Genomic DNA, 19,782 nt, shown 5'->3' with positions numbered 1-19,782 from the left:
AAGTGGATCTTACCGGCGATCCGGTCGGGCCCTTAGCGTCCTGCTGTGACCGAAACCCTCGACTCGACCTTCCCGGTGCCCGCGCCGCGTTCGCCGCTGTTGACCCGCCCGTTACTGCTGCGCTTCGTGTCCATCCTGGGCAGCTCGACCAGCTTCTACCTGCTGCTGTCGGTCGTCCCCGGCTATGCCACGGCCGGGGCCGGGGGCGGCGCGGGCGGCGGGAGAGCCGGGCTGGCCACCGGTGCGCTGATGCTGGCGACCGTGGCGGGCGAGCTCGCGACCCCCGCGCTGGTCAACCGCTACGGCTACCGCGCCGTGCTGGCCGTCGGCCTGATCCTGCTGGGCGCGCCGGCGCTGGCGCTGACGTGCTCCCGGCAGCTGTGGTTGATCGTCGCCCTCTGCCTGCTGCGCGGACTGGGCTTCGCGTTCAACGTGGTCGCGGGCGGCGCGCTGACGGTGTCGCTCATACCGGCCGAGCGGCGCGGCGAAGGGCTGGCGCTGGTCGGCATCGTCAGCGGGGTGCCCTCGCTGGTGGCGCTGCCGCTGGGCGTGTGGCTGGCCGCGCACGCGGGCTACCCGGTGGTCTTCACCGCCGGGGCCGTGGCCGCGCTCGCCGCGGTCGTCGCGGTGCCCGGTCTGCCCGACAGGATCCGTGAGTCGGGACGGGCGGTCGGTGTCGGCGAAGGGCTGCGCTCGGCCGAACTGCGGCGCCCGGCCGTGGTCTTCGCGGTCACCGCGGTCGCCGCCGGGATCGTCGTCACCTTCCTGCCGCTCGCCGTCCGCGCCTCGGCCACCGGGCTGGTCTCGGTGGCGCTGTTCGTCCAGCCCGCGGCGGCCACGGTGGCCCGCTGGCTGGCCGGGCGGCACGGAGACCGGCACGGCCCCGGCACCCTGGTGCTGCCGGGCCTGCTGCTGTCGGCCGCCGGCACCCTGTTGATGGCGCTGACCGCCGACCCGGTCGTGGTCGTCTTCGCGGTCGGCGTCTTCGGGATCGGCTTCGGCATCGCGCAGAACGCCACCCTGACGCTGATGTACTCACGCGTCCCCACTGCCGGCTACGGCACGGTCAGCGCGCTCTGGAACTTCGCCTACGACGCCGGCATGGGCGTCGGCGCCGTCGGCTTCGGCTGGCTCGCAGCGGGGACCGGATACCCCTGGGCGTTCGCCCTGACCGGCGCGGCGATGCTGACCGCCCTCACCCCGGCCCGGCGCGAGGGGCGCGCCCGGGGCACCATGACGAAGCACTGACGAACCACTGAATGACGAACCATTGAACTGAGGAGAGCACATGCAGCACTTCGTCCGTCCCCAGGGCAGCCCGCCCGTCAACGGGTACAGCCACGCGGTGACGTTCAGCGGACCGATGGTCGCGGTCTCCGGCCAGGTCCCGCTGGACGCCGAGGGCCGAGTCGTCGGCGCATCGGATCCCGCCGCCCAGATCCGACAGGTCTTCACCAACCTGGCCACAGCGCTTCAGGCGACCGGCGCCCGGCTGCAGGACGTGGTCAAGCTGACCGTCTATCTGACCGATCTGGCCGACCTGGACGACTTCCGCCGGATCCGGGACGAGCACCTGGACCCCGCCCGCCCACCGGCGTGCTCCCTGGTGCAGGTCGCCGGGCTCGTCCACCCGTCCTTCCGCATCGAGATCGACGCCCTCGCGACGATCGACCCGGCCTCGGCCTGAGTGGGTGACCAGGCCTGGCTTGCTCAGGCGGCGGTGACGAGTTGCGGTGGCCGGACGGCCTCGGCGGGCAGGCGGCGCTCCAGCCGGAGCAGCATGGCCGCGCCGAGCAGGACGCCCACGGCCAGCAGCAGCCACGGCAGCCGGGCGTTGACGGCGAGCAGGCCGGTGAAGAGTGACGGCGCGATCGCCTTGGAGAGTGACCAGGAGAGCTGATAGGTCGCCAGGTACCGGCCGCGCAGGGCGGCGGGAGCGGTGGTGGTGGCCAGTGCCGAGGCCGCCGGGTTGTGGATGACCTCGCCGAGCGTGGAGACGACCACGGCTCCCAGCAGGCCCACCGCGACCCACCGGCCGGCGGCCGGCACCAGCAGGGCCTGGGCCAGGAAGCCGACGGCGAAGAGCGCCGCTCCGGCCGCGGCGGCCCGGTTGCGGGTCGCGAAACGGCGGACCAGACGGCCGGCCGGGATGCCGAAGGCCGCGCAGATCACCGTGTTGACCGCGAAGGCCAGGCCGGTGATCGAGCCGGAGGCGTGCAGGGCACCGGTCGCGTACACCGGGAGCAGCACGGCGAGCGCCGCGTAGCCCAGGGCGATCAGCAGGTTGGCCGTGGTCAGGCCGAGGAACGGGCGGTCGTGGAGCACCTGCCGGTAGCCGGCGTGTCCGGCCGGACGGCGGCCGGCAGCCGGTGCCGGTGCCGCAGCGCCGGCACCGGGACCGGCGGGCACCCGGCGGGCGAGCAGGGCGGCGATCAGGAAGCTGGCGCCGTTGAGCCAGGCCGCGATGGTGTAGCCGCCGTCGCCCGCGTGGCTGACCAGCAGGGAGGCGAGCAGGCTGCCCGCGCCGAGCCCGGCGTTGGCGAGGCTGCGCGCGACGGCGTTGATCCGCTCCAGGTCGGTGCCGAAGACCAGTTCGCCGATCCGGGCCTGCTGGACGGCCGGGAAGCCCTGGGTGGCGACCGAGGTGACCAGGGCCACGGCGCAGAACGCCGGCAGCGAGTGGGCGAAGGGGTAGGCGGCGAAGCCGACCGCCCGGACCAGGTAGAGCGCGAGCTGCATCCGCCGCGCGCCGAGCCGGTCGGTGATCGCCCCGATCCATGGGAGCAGCGCCATCGAGGCCAGGCCGGTGCCGGTGAGGACGAGGCCGATCATCGCGAGCGGAAGGCCGGTGACGTGACGGAAGAAGATCAGGCTGAACGGGATGTACATCCCGTTGCCGAGGGCATCGATGGCCATCCCGGCCAGCAGGCTGCGCTCACCCTCGAAGCGGCGCGGTGACGATGTCGATTGCATGTAAGTAACTTAGCAGTCATCTACTTTTTGGCAAGATAGTTTCCAGCAAGCGAATCTGTGCGAGACTGCTGCCATGCAGAACGAGACGGAGACGGAGCCGGAGTCGCGGCCCGAGGGTGTGGGCGACGGCGCGAGTGTGGTGGCGCCCGACGCCGTGGACACGATCATCGAGCAGTGGGCCCAGGTCCGGCCCGACCTGCAGACCGATGCGATGGCAGCCTTCGGGCGGATCTACCGGCTGGCCCGGGTGATGGGCGACCGGATGGAGAAGTGCTACGGCGACTACGGGATCGGGCGCGGCGAGTTCGACGTCCTGGCGACCCTGCGGCGCGCCGACGAGCCGCACACCCTGTCACCGCGCGAGCTCACCAGCACGCTGATGCTCACCACGGGCGGCATGACGGGGCGGCTGGACAAGCTGGAGCGGGCCGGCCTGGTCACCCGCTCCCCCGACCCGAACGACCGGCGGGGCCTGCGCATCACGCTGACCCCGGCCGGTCTGGACGTCGTCGACCGCGCGACCGGCGCCGGGCTCGCCCTCCAGCAGGAGACGCTGGCCGGCTTCGCCCCCGAGGAGGTCGCCGTCCTCAACTCCCTGCTGCGCCGCCTGCTGGGCGCCGCCACCGACTGACCCCGGCCACGACCTGCGCCCCACTGCCGTCGGCTCAGGCATCGACGGCAGCGGGGCGCAGAGGGTGGTGGGCGTACCGGGTGATGGCGCGATCAGGCGGTCGCGGCGCGCACGGCTTCGCCGATCAGCTCGGCGACCCTCTTCGGGTGGGCCAGCATCACCAGGTGCGAGGATTCGACCTCGACCGTGGTCGCGCCGGCTCGCTGGTAGCCGTAGCGCTGCACGTCGGGGTTGAGGGTGTGGTCGGCCGTCGCCACCAGGCCCCAGGCGGGCTTGGTCTTCCAGGCTGCCGCCGGCGCGGCCTCCGCGAAGGCTTGTCCGGACAACGGGCGCTGGGACACGGCCAGGACGCGCGTCAGGTCAGGGTCGACGTCGGCCGCGAAGAGGGCGGGGAACCTGGCGGGGTCCACCGACAGGTCGGTGCCGGTCTCGGTCGAGCCCTCGATCGGGAAGGACGTGAAGACGAGCGCGGCGCCGAGGTCGGAATCGGGGAACCGGCCCTGCAGTTCGCCGAGGCTCTCGCCCTGCTCCGGTGCGTAACCGGCCAGGTAGACCAGGGCCTTGACGTTCTCCTCGACGCCCGCGACGGTGATGACCGCCCCGCCGTAGGAGTGGCCGACCAGGACGACAGGGCCGGGGATCTGCCGGACGACGGAGGCGATGTAGGCGCTGTCGCCGATCAGGCTCCGGTTGGGCACGGCCGGGGCCACCACGTTCAGGCCCGCTGCGAGCAGTTCGGGTATGACGTGCGCGTAGCTGGAGGCGTCGGCGAACGCGCCGTGCACCAGCACGACAGTGGGCGCGGTGGGCTGGGTCATGCGATGTCTCCTGGGGGTGTGATGGGAGAGCGCGAGGCGGACCCCGCCGACGCTTCGTGCACTGATGGGAGAGTCTAGATCAGTTCCGGCAAAGCCAGTTGACGTATCGTCAGTTACTTACTGGTATGGACCACTTGAATCACCGGCTTGACCGAGTGACGGTTGTGGGCGCTGTCCTGGCAGGCGGCTCGGCCGTCCGGCGCCGGCCGAGCGCTGCCGCTGCCGCTGCCGCGGAAGCCGGATACGCTGAGCGAGGGGCTTCGGGGCGGCCGCGGGCGGGCGCAGGGGTCGGCCGGGCCGTTGCGGAGGTGCGCATGCCTGGACAGACGGAGACGGGACCGCAGTCACAGTCGCAGTCACAGTGGCAGCGCCGCGCCCGTTCCGCAGCCGGTGTGGCGGTCACGGCGGTCCGGCGCCTTCCCTTCACGAGCGCCACCTGTGCGGTGATCCTGCTGGTGGGGCTGGCGGTCGGCGGGCTGTGGAGCGCGGTCTCCGACCGGTCCTGGTACCCGAACGTCGCGTACGGCCTGCCCTCGTTCGAGGCGGGGCGCTGGTGGACGCCGGTCACCGGCGCGGTGCTCTGCGCGACACCGGTCGACTACCTGCTGGTGCTGCTGGGCGTCGCCCTGCTGGTCGGGCTGGCGGAGGCGCGCCTCGGCAGCCGCTGGGCCGCGGCGGTGACCGTGCTGGGCCAGCTCGGTGCCATCCTGCTGGCCGCCCTGCTGCTGTACGCGCTGCGCCATACCGGCTGGTCCTGGGCCCAGGAGCAGGCCCGGTCGATCGACGTCGGCCTCTCGGCGGGTGCGCTCTGCGCCGGGGCGGTGGTTTCCGCGGCCCTGGCCTCGCCCTGGCGGCAGCGACTGCGGCTGGGCCTGATCGCGTACGTCAGCGTGTGGCTGCTCTACGTCGGCGGCCTCGTCGAGCTGGAGCACGCGCTCGCGGTCACCGGCGGCCTGCTGGCCACGCACTGGCTGCGCGTGCCCGGTGCTCACCCGACCTCCGGCCAGCTCAGCCGCCGGGAGTGGCGGCTGCTGGCGGTGGCCGGGCTGGTCCTGATCGCGGCGATCCTGCTGGTGGTCTGGCTGGCGCCGAGCCGCGGCCCGCTGGGGAACACCGCAGGGCAGGGCGGCTCGGGCTGGCAGCTGCTGATCTCCGTGGTGCTGATCGCGCTGCTGGTCAACGGGCTGCGCCGGGGACGCCGCGGCTCCTGGCGCTGGACCCTGCTGCTCTGCCTGGTCAACGCGTTGCTGGGCCTGGTCGTCGCGGTGGTCTACGTGATCGGCAAGGTGCTGGGTGAGCAGGTGACGGTCACGGGCGCGGCGGTCTTCGTTCCCACGGCGGTGCTGTGGACCGTCGAACTCCTCGTCCTGCTCACCGGCCGGGAGGCGTTCCAGGCCCGCCGGCCGCGTCGCGCGGTGCGCCGAGCACCGGGGCAGCTCTCGGGGCCGGGGCAGGTGACCGGCCCGGCGCAGTCGGCAGGCACGGCGCAGCCGGCCCGCACGGCAGCGGACCCGCAGGAGCGCGCGACCGAGGTGCTGGTCCACCAAGGCGGCGCCAACCTGTCCTGGATGACCACCTGGGCGGACAACTCGTACTTCTTCCCCGAGGACGGCGACGAGAGCTACCTCGCCTACCGGGTGCACGCCGGCGTGGCGGTCGCACTCGGCGATCCGGTGGGCGCCGTGGACACCCGGGCCCGGACGATCACCCGCTTCGCCGAGATGTGCGACCGCTCCGGGCTGGTCCCGTGCCTGTTCTCGGCCACGGCGGACGCCGCGGAGACCATCGGCCGGCTGGGCTGGCGCTCGGCCCAGGTGGCCGAGGACACCGTGATCGACCTGCCGGACCTGGAGTTCCGCGGCAAGGCCTGGCAGGACGTGCGCACCGCGCTCAACCGGGCCAGGAAGGACGGCGTCGAGTACCGCCTGGTCGCGCTCGCCGAGCAGCCCCGCCCGATCGTCTCGCAGGTCCGGGCGATCTCCGAGGAGTGGGTGGGCGACAAGGGGCTGCCGGAGATGGGCTTCACGCTCGGCGGGGTGGAGGAGGCGCTGGACCCCCGGATGCGGGTCGGCCTCGCGATGGACGGCGACCACCACCTCTACGGCGTCACGTCCTGGATGCCGGTCTACGGGGAGGGCCAGGCACCGGACGGCTGGACGCTGGACATGATGCGCCGCCGCGACGGCTTCCGGCCCGTGGTCGAGTTCATGATCGCCTCCAGCTGCCTCGCGCTGCGCGAGGACGGAGCCCGCTTCGTCTCGCTCTCCGGAGCACCCCTGGCCCGCACCGGCACCGCGGACTCCCCCACCGTGCTGGACCGGATCCTCGACCAGCTGGGCGGCACCATGGAGCCGTACTACGGATTCCGCTCGCTGCACGCCTTCAAGGCGAAGTTCCAGCCGCGCTACGAACCGATGTACCTGCTCTACCGCGACGAGGCCGACCTGCCCAGGATCGGCCTGTCCCTGCTGCGCTGTTACATGCCCTCCGCCACCGTGCGCGACCTGCTCACCGCGCCGCTGCAGCGGGCCTGACGGGGCGAGCGAGGCGGGGCGACCGTGCGCACCGAGGCCGTCGACGTCAAGGTGGTCATCACCGCGCCGGACCACGGCGTCGGGCTGTGGATGCTCGGCGCGTTCGTGGTCACCTTCGTGGCCACCCGGCTCGTCACCCGGCTGATCCGGGCCGGCCGCGGGCCCTTCCGCAACGTGGACGTCGGCGGTACGCATGTTCACCACCAGGTGTACGGCATCCTGGCGATGACGGTGACCGGCGCGATCGAGTTCGCCTACCGCCCCGGCAGCCCCGGGGTGCAGATCCTGGCCGTGCTGTTCGGCGCGGGTGCCGCCCTCACGCTGGACGAGTTCGCCCTGTGGCTGCACCTGAAGGACGTCTACTGGGCGGAGGAGGGCCGCAAGTCGGTCGACGCGGCCTTCCTGGCGGCCGGGGTCGGCCTGCTGCTGGTGGCCGGCTTCAACCCGTTCGCCGACACCGGCGCGGGCACCGCCGGCCACCTCGGCTTCGCCATCGGGATGCTGCTCAATCTGGCGCTGTGCGTCGGGGCGATCCTCAAGGGCAAGACCGCCCTCGGCGTGATCGGGCTGCTGGTCCCCTTCGTGGCCCTGGTCGCCTTCCTGCGGCTGGCCAAACCGGCATCCCCCTGGGCCCGTTGGCGCTACCAACCCGGCTCGCGCAAGGCCGAACGCGCCCAGCGCCGCTACCCGCCCGACCGCCGGACCCGACTCGACGCCCTCAAGGAGCTGATCGGCGGGACGCCGCACGCCTGACGCGCGGGTACCGCCGTGCGCGTCAGGCGCGTCAGGCGCGTCAGCACGTCAGGCGCGTCATCCGCGTTTGAAGAACTCCACCTCGGCCAAGGCGATGTCACGTCCGGGACCGGTGCCGGTCGCGGCGCGCACGACGAGGGTCACCTGCGCCACGTCGCTGAGTCCGGTCACCACCGTCTGCGGGCCCGCCTGGTCGTTCAGGGCCACCGCCTGCTTGTGCACCTTGCCCTTGGAGGTCGTGGTCAGCAGGTCCAGGCTCGTGGGCCTGGCCTCTTGCAGGAACTGCTGCGGATCGGCGGAGCAGCCGGTGTGGATGATCAGATCCACCAGGCGGATCGGGGGGTGGAAGGTGTAGGTGATCGAGTCCCCGAGCGCCGGCACCCCCCAGTAGGTGTTCGTGAGGCCGTCGACCGAGGCGGCGGCGGGATGGCCGGCCTCCGCGGCGCTTGCCGAGACCGTGGCCGGGGTGATCGCGGCGGCGGTGCCGAGCTTGTCCAGCACGTCCTCGTAGGCCTGACGGCCGGCCGGGTAGAACACGATTCCCGCGACCACCAATGCCGCGATCACCAGCAGCGTGATGATCCGGCGCAGCGCGTTGCCGGAGCCGCCGACGCGCACGCGGCGCCGGAACGGCCAGCGCGTGCGCCACCACGGCAGGCGCGGTGCCGGCTCGGCGATGGTCAGCGGCGCTGCGCAGCGGCGGCAGAAGCGGCGGTCGGGCCGGTTGGGTGTGCCGCACCGGGGGCACGGCGGGCCGTCCTGGGCGTCGTCGACCACGGACGGGCGGACGACCGGGCGGGGTGGGACGGGCTTGGCGGGCTGCACCGCGATCGGGTCGGGGTCGGGGGCCTGGTTGGTGGGGGCGGGAGTGGGAGTAGGTGTGGTGGGGGTGGGTGCGGTGGCGGGTGACGGCTGGGGCTCGGGGGGCGTGGGGGTTGGCGTGGGGGTGGGGGGCGCCTGCCAGCCGAGGTAGGCGCCACAGTTGCCGCAGAAGTCGTCCCCGTCGCCGTTGGCGACTCCGCACTCGGGGCACGTACGCATCCGTCAGCTCTCCGCTCTCGCGGGTGGACCGGGTGGACCGGGCAGGATCTGTACCCGGTAGGTGAGGTGGACCGGGCAGGACGTCCTGACGACGGCCAGCACCTGTGCCTCGTCCACCTCCGCGGTGCGCTCGGGCCAGACGCGGACCAGCAGGTCCGCCGGCGGCGCGGCCGCCGGCGCGGGGCCCGGCGTCGTGGACCAGACCGCGCCGCCGCCGTCCACGATCTGCGCGCCGACGCCGAGGATCAGCCGCAGCCGCTCCTGAAGGCCGCGCCGGGTGCCGCGCCAGCGGTGCAGCTCCACCGCGCGCCCGACCACCGTGCGGCGGACCTCCGGCGGCCAGGCCGGGTCGAGTTCCACGGCGACCCAGGACGCCAGCCAGTCGAGGAAGTCGCTTGGGGCCAGGCGTGGTTCGAAGTAGGCGGTCAGGTTGTCCAGGGTGGCGAACACCGGCGCGAGGACGGTGTCCAGGCCGGCGGTGAACCGCTGGGCGAAGTCGTCGTCGGCGTAGATCCCCGGCAGCAGCGCGCCGATCGGGTGCGGGCTGGGCAGCTCCGGGACGGCCGACCGGCTCATGACGCGCCGCCCGAGCCGCCCGCGCCGCCCGAGCCGGCCGGACCGGTCGGCGCGTCCAGGGCCACCGAGGTGACCACGACCTGGTGCTGGTGGGAGAAGACCAGGGCGTCCGGTGCGACGTCGACCCGCTCGGCCGGCGCGCCGCGGCGCCCGGTGATCGGGTCCGCCGGGAACAGCCGCAGCTCCTCGACCGCCGCGCCGCCGGCCACCTGCTGGAGCACGGCGAACACCTCCCCGTACTGCACCGCCCGGCCGAACGGCCAGCCCGTTCCGTCGGCCCCGCCACGCAGCGGGTTGAGGTACCTGAACAGCGCCGCGAGCGCCGCCTCCCGCACCCGGTCGGCGTCCGGGGACTTGGTCGCGAGCCGGGCGACCACCGTCACGCCCTGGTAGTCGGGGGGTTGCACGAGCAGCCGGGTGCCGATCAGCCGCCGCTCGTCGAGCGCCGCCGCGATGGCGGAGAGCATCTGCTCACCGGGGATCAGCTGCTCAAGCCGCAGCCGGTCGCCCTCGTCCGCCACCGCGTCGGGGACCACGAGCACGCGCACCGCGCCCGAGCCCGTGCCGGTGCCCGCCTCCCCGGCGAGGGCCGGCACGACCGGCACGACCGGCACTGCCGGCACGCACCTGACCCGGGCGGCGGAGGGCGCGGCCTGCCGGGCGATCAGCTCGAAGTCCCCTGCGGTGACGGCGCGTTCCTGCAGTCGCAGCAGGTGCGGCGCGCGCAGTTTGGCGTTCTCCACCGTCTCGCCCTCCACCCCGCCCCTGGCCGCCTCGCGGTTGTCGACCCTGGCCACGTACGGGACCGAACTGCGCAGCACCGAGATCGTCCCCCGGGCGACGTTCCCCGCGCTCCCACCGCCCGTGCGGTAGTGCGGCACCCGCAGCCGCGCCCCCTTGGGCGGCACCGCGCCGAAGGCGCGCAGGCTGCCGTCGGGCTCCCGGACGGCGGGCGGGAACATGAACTCGCCCGTGGTCGCGTCGATCACCACGTGCCGGTCGGTCGGTGACGAGTCGCCGAAGTGCTCGACGGCCGTCCACATCTCCCAGCCCTCGCCGGCCGAGACCTCGACCACCGGGGGCTCGCCGTCGAGCAGCACGGGCGGCCGCGCGAGGCGGAACCGCTGGCCCGCGACCCCCTCCGAGGTGCCGAGCGGTGCGTCGGTCACGGTCTGCGCGTGGCCGACGGTCGCGGTGCCGCCGACCGTGAACACCTCCGCCCGGCGGATCGTGGGGGACTCGGAGTAGAACGGCTGGCCCGGCACCGGCTCGGTCACCCGGCAGCGCAGCCAGCCCGCCCGCCGGCCGGCGACCACCGAGGCGACCTGCCCGGCAGGCACGAACACCACCACTTCGCCGGGCCGGTTGAGGCCGCCGGTGCTGTCGGAGCCGGTCTCGCAGGCGATCCACCGCGCGCCGTCCCACACCTCCCAGGCCAGCGGCGGCTGCCGCGGGTCGACGCCGACACCCTCCACCCGGCTGTCCAGCCTGACGACCAGGATGCAGCGCGGCACGACGGCCGGCAGCGCGAAGAGCACGGCGTCCCCCGCCACCGGGCGCAGCTGGAAGCACGGCACGTCCACGCCGTCGGCCAGCGGCGCCGTGCGGTCGCGCTGCTCGCCCGCGGCGGAGACCGTGACCAGCCGGTCGAGCGAGCTCGGGACGACGGGGAGGTCCTCGACCGTGGAGAAGACCACCGCCTCCTCGGTCTCGGTCCGCAGCGTGGAGACCTCGGTGCCCGCCCTCAGCAGGACGGTCTCGGGCTGCGGCGCCGACAGCCAGAAGTCGACCTCCGCGCTCGCCGCGGCCGGCGGGAAGAGCCGGATGCCGAGCAGGTCGAGGAAGGCGGAGTAGTTCTTCTCCGGCACCCGGTTCAGCCGGTAGAGCAGCTGGTCCACCAGGTACGCGAAGGTCTCGATGAGGGTGACGCCCGGATCGGAGACGTTGTGGTCGGTCCACTCCGGCGCGCGCTGCTGGACGTATCGCTTCGCCTCGTCCACGAGTTGTTGGAACCGGCGGTCGTCCAGGTTCGGGGAGGGCAGCGCCATCAGCTCGCTCCCCCGTCCGAGGCCGCCTGAGACTCCGGGGAGACCGGGATCGTGTAGAAGGGGAAGACGAGGTTGCGGCGGTCGTTGGTGGACCGCACGGTGTAGTGGACGTCGATGTAGAGCGTGCCCTCCTCGATGGTGTCGAAGGCGATCACGACATCGTCTACTTCGATGCGGGGCTCCCAGCGCTCCAGCGCGGTGCGCACCTCGCGCGCGATCCGGCCCGCGGTGCTGCCGTCGCCCGGCGCGAAGACGTACTCGTGGATGCCGCAGCCGAACTCCGGGCGCATCGGCCGCTCGCCGGGCGCGGTGGCGAGGACGAGGCGGATCGCCTCCGCGATCTCCCGGTCCCGCTCGACCATGCCGATGCCGCCGGTGGCGTTCACCCGGAGCGGGAACGCCCAGCCACGGCCGATGAAACCGCCGCTCATGCAGCGCCCCCGATCAGCACGTTGAACGCGCCGCTCACGATGGTCGCTCCACAGACCGTCTCGTCCCCCATCCGGGCCGCGGGCAGCCCGCCGATCAGGACCACGCCCTGGGTCACTCCCGCCAGGCTCGGCTGGACGAGGTTGGCCGGCCCGAGCTCCACGTGCGGGACGCATGCGTGCACGCTGCCGACGACGGCGGCCGGCCGGCCGCCGATCAGCACGGTCTCCACCGCGACGGCGCCTGGTGGCGCGATGGTGATGACACCGCCGTGGTCGGTGGTGTCGCCCGTCCGGGCTGCGGGGGGCATCTGCGGTCTCCGATCCGGTGGCCTGAGAGGACTGTTGAACGTTGGCTGTGGGGTGGTCAGTTGATGCGAATGAGGTCGGCCTTGAGCACCGCCAGCGCACCGCCGTTCACGGTGACCGCCGTCTCGCCGTCGACGGTCACCGATCCGCCGCGCAGCTTCACCTCACCCTGCCCGGCGTCGATGGTGATGCCGGAGGAGGTCAGCCGCACCGAACTCGCCGCTGCCGCACCGGCCGCGCCGAAGACGGTCAGCACGATCTCGCCGCGCTGCTCGTCCAGCCTGACCTCCAACTTCTTGTCACCGCTGGCCAGTCGAACGCCGGACGGGCCGCCCGGCACGTCCAGCAGCTCCAGGCGGTTGCCCGAACGGGACACCAGCGAGCGGCGGTTGATCCGGCCGGCGGCCGGATCGACCAGCGGCACGTCGTGCGGCGAGGGCTTGTCGACGCCGTTGTAGAGGCCGCCCAGCACGTACGGGCAGTCGAGGCTGCCGTGCTCGAAGCCGACCAGCACCTCGTCGTTGACCTCGGGCGCGAGCACACCGCCGCCGCCCTGGCCGCCCCACTGGACCGTGCGCACCCAGTCGGAGACGTACTCCTCGTCCAGCCAGGGGAACTTCAGCCGCACCCAGCCGCGTTGCGCGTCCCCCGGCTCCCGGACGTCGGTGACCACGGCGATGGCCAGGCCCTGGATCCGAGGCCCGCGCGGCGGCGCGCTGCCCCCCATGACGAGCCCGGCGAGCGAGCGGTCGGGCGCCGCGCTGACCACCACGGTGGTCCGGTAGCCGCGGTGCGGCTCGATGAGATGGCGAACGGCGGTGGCGGTGTAGCGGCCGGAGAAGGCGGCGCCGACGTTGCCCAGGGCGACGGGTGTGCCCGCCCGCAGCCTCGGGTCGCCCACGACGACCGCCTCCAGCTCGCCGAATCCGGCGGCGACCGAGGCGGCGACCGACTGGGCCGCCGCCGTCGTCTCCGCCTGCGTGCGGTACGGCGTGTCGGCGACGGTCAGCCGGGCCGGGCCGGTGAAGGCGGCGGTCACCACCGACGGCTGCATCCCCGGTTGCACCGTCGGGTCGGTCACCGACGGTTCCGTGGCGACCAGCGCCTTCTTGGTGGTGACGTTCCAGCCGCGCACCTCGACCGTGTCGGCGCCGCCGGAGCCGGTCAGCACGCTGCGCAGCTCCAGCAGGTTGCTGCCGTACTCCAGGACCATCGGGCTCTGCGGAGCCGGGGTGGCGGGCGGCGGGGCCGAGGAGGCGGACTCGGGTGTGACGAACTCCAGCAGCCCGTCGTCATCGACGCGCACCTGCGCGCCGCTCTCCAGCGCGAGGTAGCGGAGGAACTCCCAGTCCGAGACGTTGGCCTGGGAGAGCTGCTGGTGCACGACGGAGAACGCGTCGATCCGGCCGCAGCCCAGCCCCGCGCCGGTGGCGACCTCGCGGACGATGTCCGAGGTCGTCATGTTGCGGAACGCCTTCACCCGGCGGCCGCGCATCAGGCGGTGGCTGACGGCGGACGCCCGGACGACCGTGTACGTACCCGTCGTGTCCACCTCCAGCTCCAGCGCGGTCACCTCGCCGGTGAACAGCAGCACTTGCGCGTGGCCCTGGAGGGTGACCACCGAGACCCGCAGCCGGGTGCCGATGGTGATGCCCGTCGCGGCGAGGAACTTGTGGTCCGCGTCGCGGAACGCCAGGGCGGCGGTGTCGGGCAGGCCGACGCTCTGGTCGATGTCGCAGGAGACCAGCTGCGCCGCCCAGATCGGCGGCAGCTCGCCCGGCGCCTCGACCACGGGCTCGGCGGCGAAGGACCGGCCGCCGCGTGCCTCGGGGGTGGTCATGGGCGGCCGCCTTGGCTGCCGGCTCGACGGCTGCCTTGTGCGAGGTCGTCGAGCCCCGGCACGATCAGTTCCGTGCCGGGGACGAGCACCATCGGGTCGTCGATGTCGTTGGCCTCGGCGATGGTGCGCCAGGCCGTCGCGTCGCCGTACTCGCGCCAGGCGAGCAGCGGCAGGCTGTCTCCCGCGATCACCCGGTGCGTGCTGCGCGCCTCCAGCGAGCCGGAGCTGGGGTTCTGGCCCGGCGGATCGACGCTGGCCTCCTTGATGGTGAGCGAGCAGACGGCCCGCAGCGGCTTGCCGTCCACGTCGAAGAGCGTGTAGCTGACCGACAGCGCGGTCAGCACCCCGTTGAACGAGGTCGTCTTCGAGGCACCCCAGTCCAGCCGGATCCACGGGCTCGCCGGGGTCTTGTGCGCCAGGCTGCTCGGGGTGGGGACGCAGGCCGTCATCAGCTCCTGCACGGCCTTCTCCACCGAGTCGTCGTGGGTGGCCGTCGCGTCGAGGAACACGTCGAGCGAGAGCGAGCGCGGCCCGGCACCGACGAACTCGGGCAGCGCGGACTGGCCCGCCATCCGGGACGGCGTCCGCCGCCACTCCGTGGACTTGCTCAGCACGAGGGTCGACGGGTTGAACTGGAGGGGGAGCGTCGCGATCGTCCCACCGGGCTGGGCGCCGACTGCCGACGGGGGCTCCATGATGGTCAGTTGGGCCCGGGTGACACTCGCGGGGACCGCTGACGACATGCCGTACCTCCTTCCGTGGGGTGCAACTGACTGTGTGTCATGACGGGCGCAGACCTGCGTGGGCGATTTCCAGCGTCTCCACGGCGGCTTCGGAGCTCGCCGGGTCGAACGACGGCCCCTGCCACCGCACCGGGACGATGCCGAGCACCTGCCAGCTGACGATGAGGCTCAAGTCGGGCCGCAACGCGACGATTTCGCCGTCCTTGGGCTCCACCCGCCGGACGATCTCGTCCAGCCAGCGGGCGATCTTGGTGGTGTCGGCGGTGACGGCGCGGGTCAGCGTGATGTTCGACCAGGTGATGCGGCCCGGCAGTTGCCAGGAGAACCCGTTGTTGCCGCCCTCCGCGTACTGCTCGATCTCGACCTGGGCACCGAGGCCCGAACAGGTCGCGAAGTCGCCGAGGTCGTTGCCGCCGATCGTGAGCCTGAAGAACACGCTCGTCGCGAAGATGTTGTCGGTCATCCCTGCCTCCCTCGTCCGTCGCCCGCCGATGCTTTACGCGCTCAGCGCTGACCGTCGTACGGCCGCCCGGCACGTTCCCTCCCCCTGCGCAGTTCGGCGCGCAGCAGCCGTCCGACGGGTTCGATCAGGCGCCGGGCGAGCTCGTCGATGTCGGCGGCCGCGATGGTGTCGGTCGGCGATCCGGTAGTCGCCTCCGTGTGCGGGGAGGTGGTCAGACCGGTCGCGGGCGAGTCGGTGGCCGGCGTGCGGCGCTGTACGGCGGTCAACGGCACTCCGGACAGCCCCGCTTGCTCGGCCACCCGTTGCAGCACTTGTGCCGTGCTGGAGTGCGGGGACTGTACTGACAGTACGGACTGCGTGGGAGAGGTGGCCGCTTCGCTCTGGGCGTGCGGCGTCCACGATGCGGAGGAGGCCGTGCGCACCGGTGTGGCGGGCAGCCGCAGCAACGGTGGTTGTGGCCGTGGCCGGTCCGTGGCCGGTGGAGATGGCGAGGCTGTGCCGTCCTCCGCAGGGCGCAGTGGTCGGCTGCTGCCGCTTGGCGGCAGAGCCGGGGACGCCTGCCCGGGCCGGGGGCCGAGTGGCAGCCGCTGGACGGCCACCGGGGCCGCCGGGATCGCCGACTGGGCTGCCGTTCCGCTCGGCGGCGCGAGACGTACCACGGGCACGCTGGTGCCGGGCCCGCTGCGTGAGACGGCGGCTGTGGACGCCGTGGGCCGGCGGCGCACGGCGGCCGGGGTGCGGACGGCTGGGGTGGGGACGGCTCGGGTGGGGACGGCTGGGGTGGGGACGGCCGCTGGTGATGTGCGCTCCCTGCGCCGCTCGTGCTGTTCGGGGGGCGCGGGAGTCACAGGGGTCGCGCGAGTCACGGGGATCGCAGGAGTCGCGGGGGACGCAGGGGACATGGGGGGTGCAGGGGACGCGGGAGTCACAGGGATCGCAGGAGTCGTGGAGGACGCGAGAGTCGTGGGGAATGCGGGAGTCGCGGAAGTTCCATGGGTCGCAGGAGTCACGAAAGTCGTTGAGGACGCGGGAGTCACGGAGGTCCCATGGGCCGCAGGTGTCACGGGGGATGCAGCACCCCCTGAAGCGCCTGCGGGCCGCGCCGATCGCGCGTCGAGCACCGTCGCGCCGGAGCTGCCGGGCACGGCACGCTGCACGCTCGGGTGCCCCACTCGACCAGCACCGCGCTTCGGTCGCCGCAGGCGCTGAGCCGCCAAGCCGCGCCGGCCGACGTCCGTCGGCGGAGGCGAGCCGGGAGCCGTGGGCTGGGCGATACCGGGCCTCGACGACTGCGCATCCGGACCGCCCTCCCCCGGGCCCACCGGGCGGGCCGCATCGCGTTGCGGAAGCCGTAGGACGGCGGCGGCGCGACGGCCCCAGCTCGCGGCGGCGGCCTCCGGCGCTGCCGCCGGTTCCGCAGCCGGGCGGGCATCGGTGCGGGCGGGAGGGGCCTGCCGCCACTCGGGCCTGACGACCGGTGTGGCGGGCGTCGCCGCACGGCCGGTGGCCGCTGCGGGCGCCAACCCGGGTGCGGCGAGGGCGAACGCCGGACTGCGCCCGCCGAGCAGTCCTCGTACGCGCTGGACGGGCGCGGTCGCCCGGATCACGCTGTCGCTGCTCGGTTCCGACGAGCGCACCGGGACCGTCGGCTCGCGGTCGCCCTGCGCATGTCGGCCGCCTTCGGCTGCCTGGGGGCGGCGGACCGGGACCGGGAACTGCGGTGCGGTGGCGGGCCGGTGTGGCGCGAGGCCGGTCCGGGGCGAACGGGAGTCGCCCGAGCTGCTCGGCGCGACGTCGGTCTGCTGCGGTTCGGCGCCGGCCGGGCGCCCGGCACCGACCGCACGCTGCACGGCCGTTGCGTCCGGCGCGGCGTCGAGCAGGCGTGGTTCGGCTCCAGGTTCACGCGGAGCGCCTTCGCTGCGCAGCACCATCCCGGGCCGCGCGGGAGCTTGCGGTGGCGCGGGGCTGGTGAACACGCGGTGCTCGCGCGCGGAGCCGCTGACGCCACCGCCACCGCCACCGCCACCGCCACCGCTGCCGCTCTGCGTACCACCGCTCGCCAACGGGTCCGTGGCCCGCTGGACCGGGTTGCGCCTGCCGAGCAACGCGGCGGTGCTGCCGCCCGGCACGCCTGCGGTCGGCGGCAGCGCGTTGAGCGGTGCGCCCAGTCCTCCACGTGTGCGCGCAGGGGCGGGGTCGGCGCGCGGAGGTGTGCTGGGCTGCACACCGGGCGCTGTGACGGGCGTTCCGGCGGCGGAGCCGCCGTCCTCGTGGAGCGCCCGTTGCACACGGGCGGCATCGACGCGTCCGGATGCGGGCGAGGAGTACGCGGGCCCGCCCACCGGCGAGGCCGCGGCCGGAGCTCCCGGGCCGACCGGTCGGGCAGACGAGGGGCGTGACTCAGCTTCGAGGCGTTGCGGGACAGCTGCCGGGACTACCGGTCGGGCAGACGAGGGGCGTGACTCGGCTTCAAGGCGTTGCGGGACAGCTGCCGGGACTACCAATTGGGCGGGCGAGGCGACGATCGGCAGCGGCGCGAGCGCGGGGCCTGACGGGGCATCGGCTCGGCCGAGGCCGTCCGCCACGGGCAGTGGCGAGGAGGCGCTGGCGGGCAGTGCGGCCAGCGGCGCGCCGAGTACCGGTCGTCCCGATGCGGCACCTCCGCCAGCAGCGCGCTGCACCACACCACCATCGGCGGGCCGGGCCACAGCAGGGTCCGAGCTCGGGTCAACAGCCGTTTGCGGCCCGGCGGTCTCGGGTGAACGAGCGACGGCGACGGCGACGGTCCGCTCTGCCACCACGGGCTGTGCCGCGTCAGCGGGGCGTTCCGCACTTCGGGGCGCGGGCGGGATGACGCCGACCGTGCGCGTGGGCGGCGACCAGGGACGCGGTGCCACGATCAGCGACTCGCCGACAGGGCGCGGTAGGACCGGCCGGGTCTGCCGCGCTCGGGGCTGCTGCCCCGCAGACGGCTTGGCGCCCGCAGAGGTGGCGGCCCCGGGAGCCACTGAGGCCGTCGGGGTGGCCGCTCTGACGGGGAGCCGTCGGCGCACGGCCGCGGACCTCTGCACCTGCCTCACCGAGTCGTCCGGCGCATCCTCAGGCTCGTCCGACCCCGATGCCGGTAGCGGCACGGCGTACAGCAGCGCGGGGTCGTCACCATCAACGGCGGTCGCCGGACCGAGCGGCCGTGCCATCGCCCGCAGGATCCCCGCCGGGGCCGACGGGAGTACCGCATGGCCGAGTTCGCCGCACAGGGAGGGGTTCTGCCAGGAGGCGAGCCGGGAGCGGAACCGCAGGCCGTCGCTGACCCCGGTCGCCGACCTCGCGATGATCGGAGCCGGCGGCGCGACCGCGCGCCAGCCCCCACCACCGCCCCCACCCCCACGCTGGGCAGCGTCGGGGCGGTGCACGGCATGCACCTCGGAGCCACCGCCCCCGGGGCCCCGGACACCGCTCGCCGCGCCGCCGGTCGCCCGGCCGGCGAACCTGTCCCAGAACCCCATGCCGCTCACCTGCCTTCGTTGACCCGGGTGTTGATCCGCGCGATCTCCCGCACCCACTGCCGCCGCTCACCGTGCGGCAGGTCGAGGATGTCCTCCCGCTGCCAGTGGAAGTGGTAGGCGACGTACGCGATCTCCTCGTACAGCCGAGCAGGCGCGTACGTCACGATTCCCCCAGGCGCCCACCGGCGAGGTCCACTTCGAAGACCCCTTCGCAGTGCGGGCAGGTCACCGCCGCGCGCGTGTGGCCTTCGCTGTTGATCCACTGGTAGAAGTCCTGGAGGAACGCGACGTCGGTGGCGTACATCCGCTCGACGACACCGGCGTGCACGTCGGTGACCGTGCCGAGCCTGGTGATCACGTGGCTCAGCAGCACCACGCTCAGATACGCCGGGTTCTCCTTGACCCGCTGGTCGATCTGGGGCATCAGCTCGTCCCGCGCGGTCGCCAGCCGCATGGCGCCGTGCCGGTGCACCGTGCCCTCGTCGTCCACGTACCCGCGCGGCAGCTCGAACTCGAACTCCGTGCGCAGCTCGTGCTCCCGGAGTCCCCGGGGCTCGTGCCCGCGCTGCGGCCCGCCACTCTGCTGCGCCGCCACCGTCGTTGTCTGGGCCGTCGTCTGGGCCGGCGCCTGCTCCAGGAGTTCCCCAAGCCCGATCCGTCGCCTCACTCGACCGTGATCTCCTCGAACACGATGGTCACCGTCTCGGTCGCGGCCTGCGACTCGCCCGCGGTGAGCGTGGGGCCCTCCCACCTGCTTGCCCAGGCGTTCATCAGCTGGATGCGCCGGAGGGTGGCGCCGGTGGTGTCCTTGACCTCGATGGTGAGGTTCTGCCGCGCGGTGTTGATCGCGCCGTTGTTGAGGGTCTCCTTGATCCAGTTCGTGAACGCCCCGCTCTTGTCCAGACCACGGGTGATCGTCACCTCGCCCGGCAGCCGGGCGCCGGGCTGCTTGCGGACGATCAGCTTGCCCTGCTGGGTCACCTGCTTGTACTCGACGACGTCCTGGTCGACCGTGAGATTGCTGATCTCCTTGACGGATTCGACGTTGTAGCCGCCGAGTTGGAGGCCGAATATGTGTGTGGAGAGCGGATCGCCTTCAGCCATGACTACTTGTCACCT

19 protein-coding genes are annotated in these 19,782 nt (G+C 73.5%); 5 read left to right on the top strand and 14 right to left on the bottom strand.

All coding sequences use genetic code 11. The features are described 5' to 3' along the window. Positions 1-45: 45 nt before the first annotated feature. A complete protein-coding gene (locus tag AC060L_RS21235) occupies positions 46-1,248 on the top strand; it encodes an MFS transporter (RefSeq protein WP_483800406.1) in 1,203 nt (400 codons plus the stop codon). A gap of 40 nt (positions 1,249-1,288) precedes the next feature. Continuing rightward, positions 1,289-1,687, top strand: coding sequence for a RidA family protein (locus AC060L_RS21230; protein ID WP_483800405.1), 399 nt, complete (start codon positions 1,289-1,291; stop codon positions 1,685-1,687). Positions 1,688-1,710: 23 nt separating this feature from the next. Here the strand turns inward: AC060L_RS21230 and AC060L_RS21225 are convergent, their stop codons facing one another. Further along, positions 1,711-2,973 (bottom strand): MFS transporter, encoded by a 1,263-nt coding sequence (locus AC060L_RS21225; RefSeq protein ID WP_483800404.1) that lies wholly within the window; start codon positions 2,971-2,973, stop codon positions 1,711-1,713. A 73-nt stretch (positions 2,974-3,046) separates the two neighbouring features. Between AC060L_RS21225 and AC060L_RS21220 the strand changes: the two genes are divergently transcribed. Then, a complete protein-coding gene (locus tag AC060L_RS21220; protein WP_483800403.1) occupies positions 3,047-3,604 on the top strand; it encodes a MarR family winged helix-turn-helix transcriptional regulator in 558 nt (185 codons plus the stop codon). 92 nt (positions 3,605-3,696) lie between these two features. Here the strand turns inward: AC060L_RS21220 and AC060L_RS21215 are convergent, their stop codons facing one another. After that, positions 3,697-4,422, bottom strand: a complete 726-nt coding sequence (locus AC060L_RS21215; RefSeq protein ID WP_483800402.1) for an alpha/beta fold hydrolase — start codon at positions 4,420-4,422, stop codon at positions 3,697-3,699. A gap of 314 nt (positions 4,423-4,736) precedes the next feature. On the opposite strand from AC060L_RS21215, the gene AC060L_RS21210 reads away from it, so the two are divergent. After that, on the top strand, positions 4,737-6,956 hold the full coding sequence (locus tag AC060L_RS21210; RefSeq protein WP_483800401.1) for a bifunctional lysylphosphatidylglycerol flippase/synthetase MprF: 2,220 nt from the start codon (positions 4,737-4,739) through the stop codon (positions 6,954-6,956). A gap of 24 nt (positions 6,957-6,980) precedes the next feature. After that, entirely contained in the window at positions 6,981-7,709 is a 729-nt protein-coding gene (locus tag AC060L_RS21205; RefSeq protein ID WP_483800400.1) for a hypothetical protein, read from the top strand. 57 nt (positions 7,710-7,766) lie between these two features. Here the strand turns inward: AC060L_RS21205 and AC060L_RS21200 are convergent, their stop codons facing one another. The 12 genes from AC060L_RS21200 to AC060L_RS21145 form a co-directional block, all read right to left on the bottom strand. Continuing rightward, complete coding sequence (locus AC060L_RS21200; protein WP_483800399.1) at positions 7,767-8,750, bottom strand: zinc ribbon domain-containing protein; 984 nt, start codon at positions 8,748-8,750, stop codon at positions 7,767-7,769. Positions 8,751-8,753: 3 nt separating this feature from the next. Continuing rightward, the gene (locus AC060L_RS21195; RefSeq protein ID WP_483800398.1) at positions 8,754-9,326 is read right to left on the bottom strand and encodes a phage tail protein; all 573 of its coding nucleotides are present in this window, start codon (positions 9,324-9,326) and stop codon (positions 8,754-8,756) included. After that, a complete protein-coding gene (locus tag AC060L_RS21190; protein WP_483800397.1) occupies positions 9,323-11,374 on the bottom strand; it encodes a putative baseplate assembly protein in 2,052 nt (683 codons plus the stop codon). Before AC060L_RS21190 ends, AC060L_RS21195 begins: the two co-directional genes overlap by 4 nt. Continuing rightward, complete coding sequence (locus AC060L_RS21185) at positions 11,374-11,805, bottom strand: GPW/gp25 family protein (protein ID WP_483800396.1); 432 nt, start codon at positions 11,803-11,805, stop codon at positions 11,374-11,376. The genes AC060L_RS21190 and AC060L_RS21185 overlap by 1 nt, the downstream gene beginning before the upstream one ends. After that, positions 11,802-12,113: a PAAR domain-containing protein gene (locus tag AC060L_RS21180; RefSeq protein ID WP_483800395.1), complete on the bottom strand. Its 312-nt coding sequence runs from the start codon at positions 12,111-12,113 to the stop codon at positions 11,802-11,804. Before AC060L_RS21180 ends, AC060L_RS21185 begins: the two co-directional genes overlap by 4 nt. A 56-nt stretch (positions 12,114-12,169) precedes the next feature. Then, positions 12,170-13,951 carry a VgrG-related protein gene (locus AC060L_RS21175; protein WP_483800394.1) on the bottom strand — a complete coding sequence of 594 codons (1,782 nt, stop codon included), beginning with the start codon at positions 13,949-13,951 and terminating at the stop codon, positions 12,170-12,172. Beyond that, positions 13,948-14,694 (bottom strand): CIS tube protein, encoded by a 747-nt coding sequence (locus tag AC060L_RS21170; RefSeq protein ID WP_483800393.1) that lies wholly within the window; start codon positions 14,692-14,694, stop codon positions 13,948-13,950. Before AC060L_RS21170 ends, AC060L_RS21175 begins: the two co-directional genes overlap by 4 nt. Before the next feature lie 37 nt (positions 14,695-14,731). After that, positions 14,732-15,157: a phage tail protein gene (locus tag AC060L_RS21165; RefSeq protein WP_483800392.1), complete on the bottom strand. Its 426-nt coding sequence runs from the start codon at positions 15,155-15,157 to the stop codon at positions 14,732-14,734. A 41-nt stretch (positions 15,158-15,198) separates the two neighbouring features. Continuing rightward, positions 15,199-15,423, bottom strand: a complete 225-nt coding sequence (locus AC060L_RS21160; RefSeq protein ID WP_483800391.1) for a hypothetical protein — start codon at positions 15,421-15,423, stop codon at positions 15,199-15,201. Between the two features lie 3,245 nt (positions 15,424-18,668). Beyond that, positions 18,669-18,827 carry a DUF6760 family protein gene (locus tag AC060L_RS21155; RefSeq protein WP_483800390.1) on the bottom strand — a complete coding sequence of 53 codons (159 nt, stop codon included), beginning with the start codon at positions 18,825-18,827 and terminating at the stop codon, positions 18,669-18,671. Further along, the gene (locus tag AC060L_RS21150) at positions 18,824-19,330 is read right to left on the bottom strand and encodes a hypothetical protein (RefSeq protein WP_483800389.1); all 507 of its coding nucleotides are present in this window, start codon (positions 19,328-19,330) and stop codon (positions 18,824-18,826) included. Before AC060L_RS21150 ends, AC060L_RS21155 begins: the two co-directional genes overlap by 4 nt. Next, a complete protein-coding gene (locus AC060L_RS21145; protein ID WP_483800388.1) occupies positions 19,327-19,767 on the bottom strand; it encodes a phage tail protein in 441 nt (146 codons plus the stop codon). Before AC060L_RS21145 ends, AC060L_RS21150 begins: the two co-directional genes overlap by 4 nt. Between the last annotated feature and the right edge of the window lie 15 nt (positions 19,768-19,782).

Source organism: Kitasatospora sp. NEAU-69 (assembly GCF_057158765.1).
Note: the sequence above shows the minus strand (reverse complement) of the source record. Positions and strands in the feature narration are given on the sequence as shown.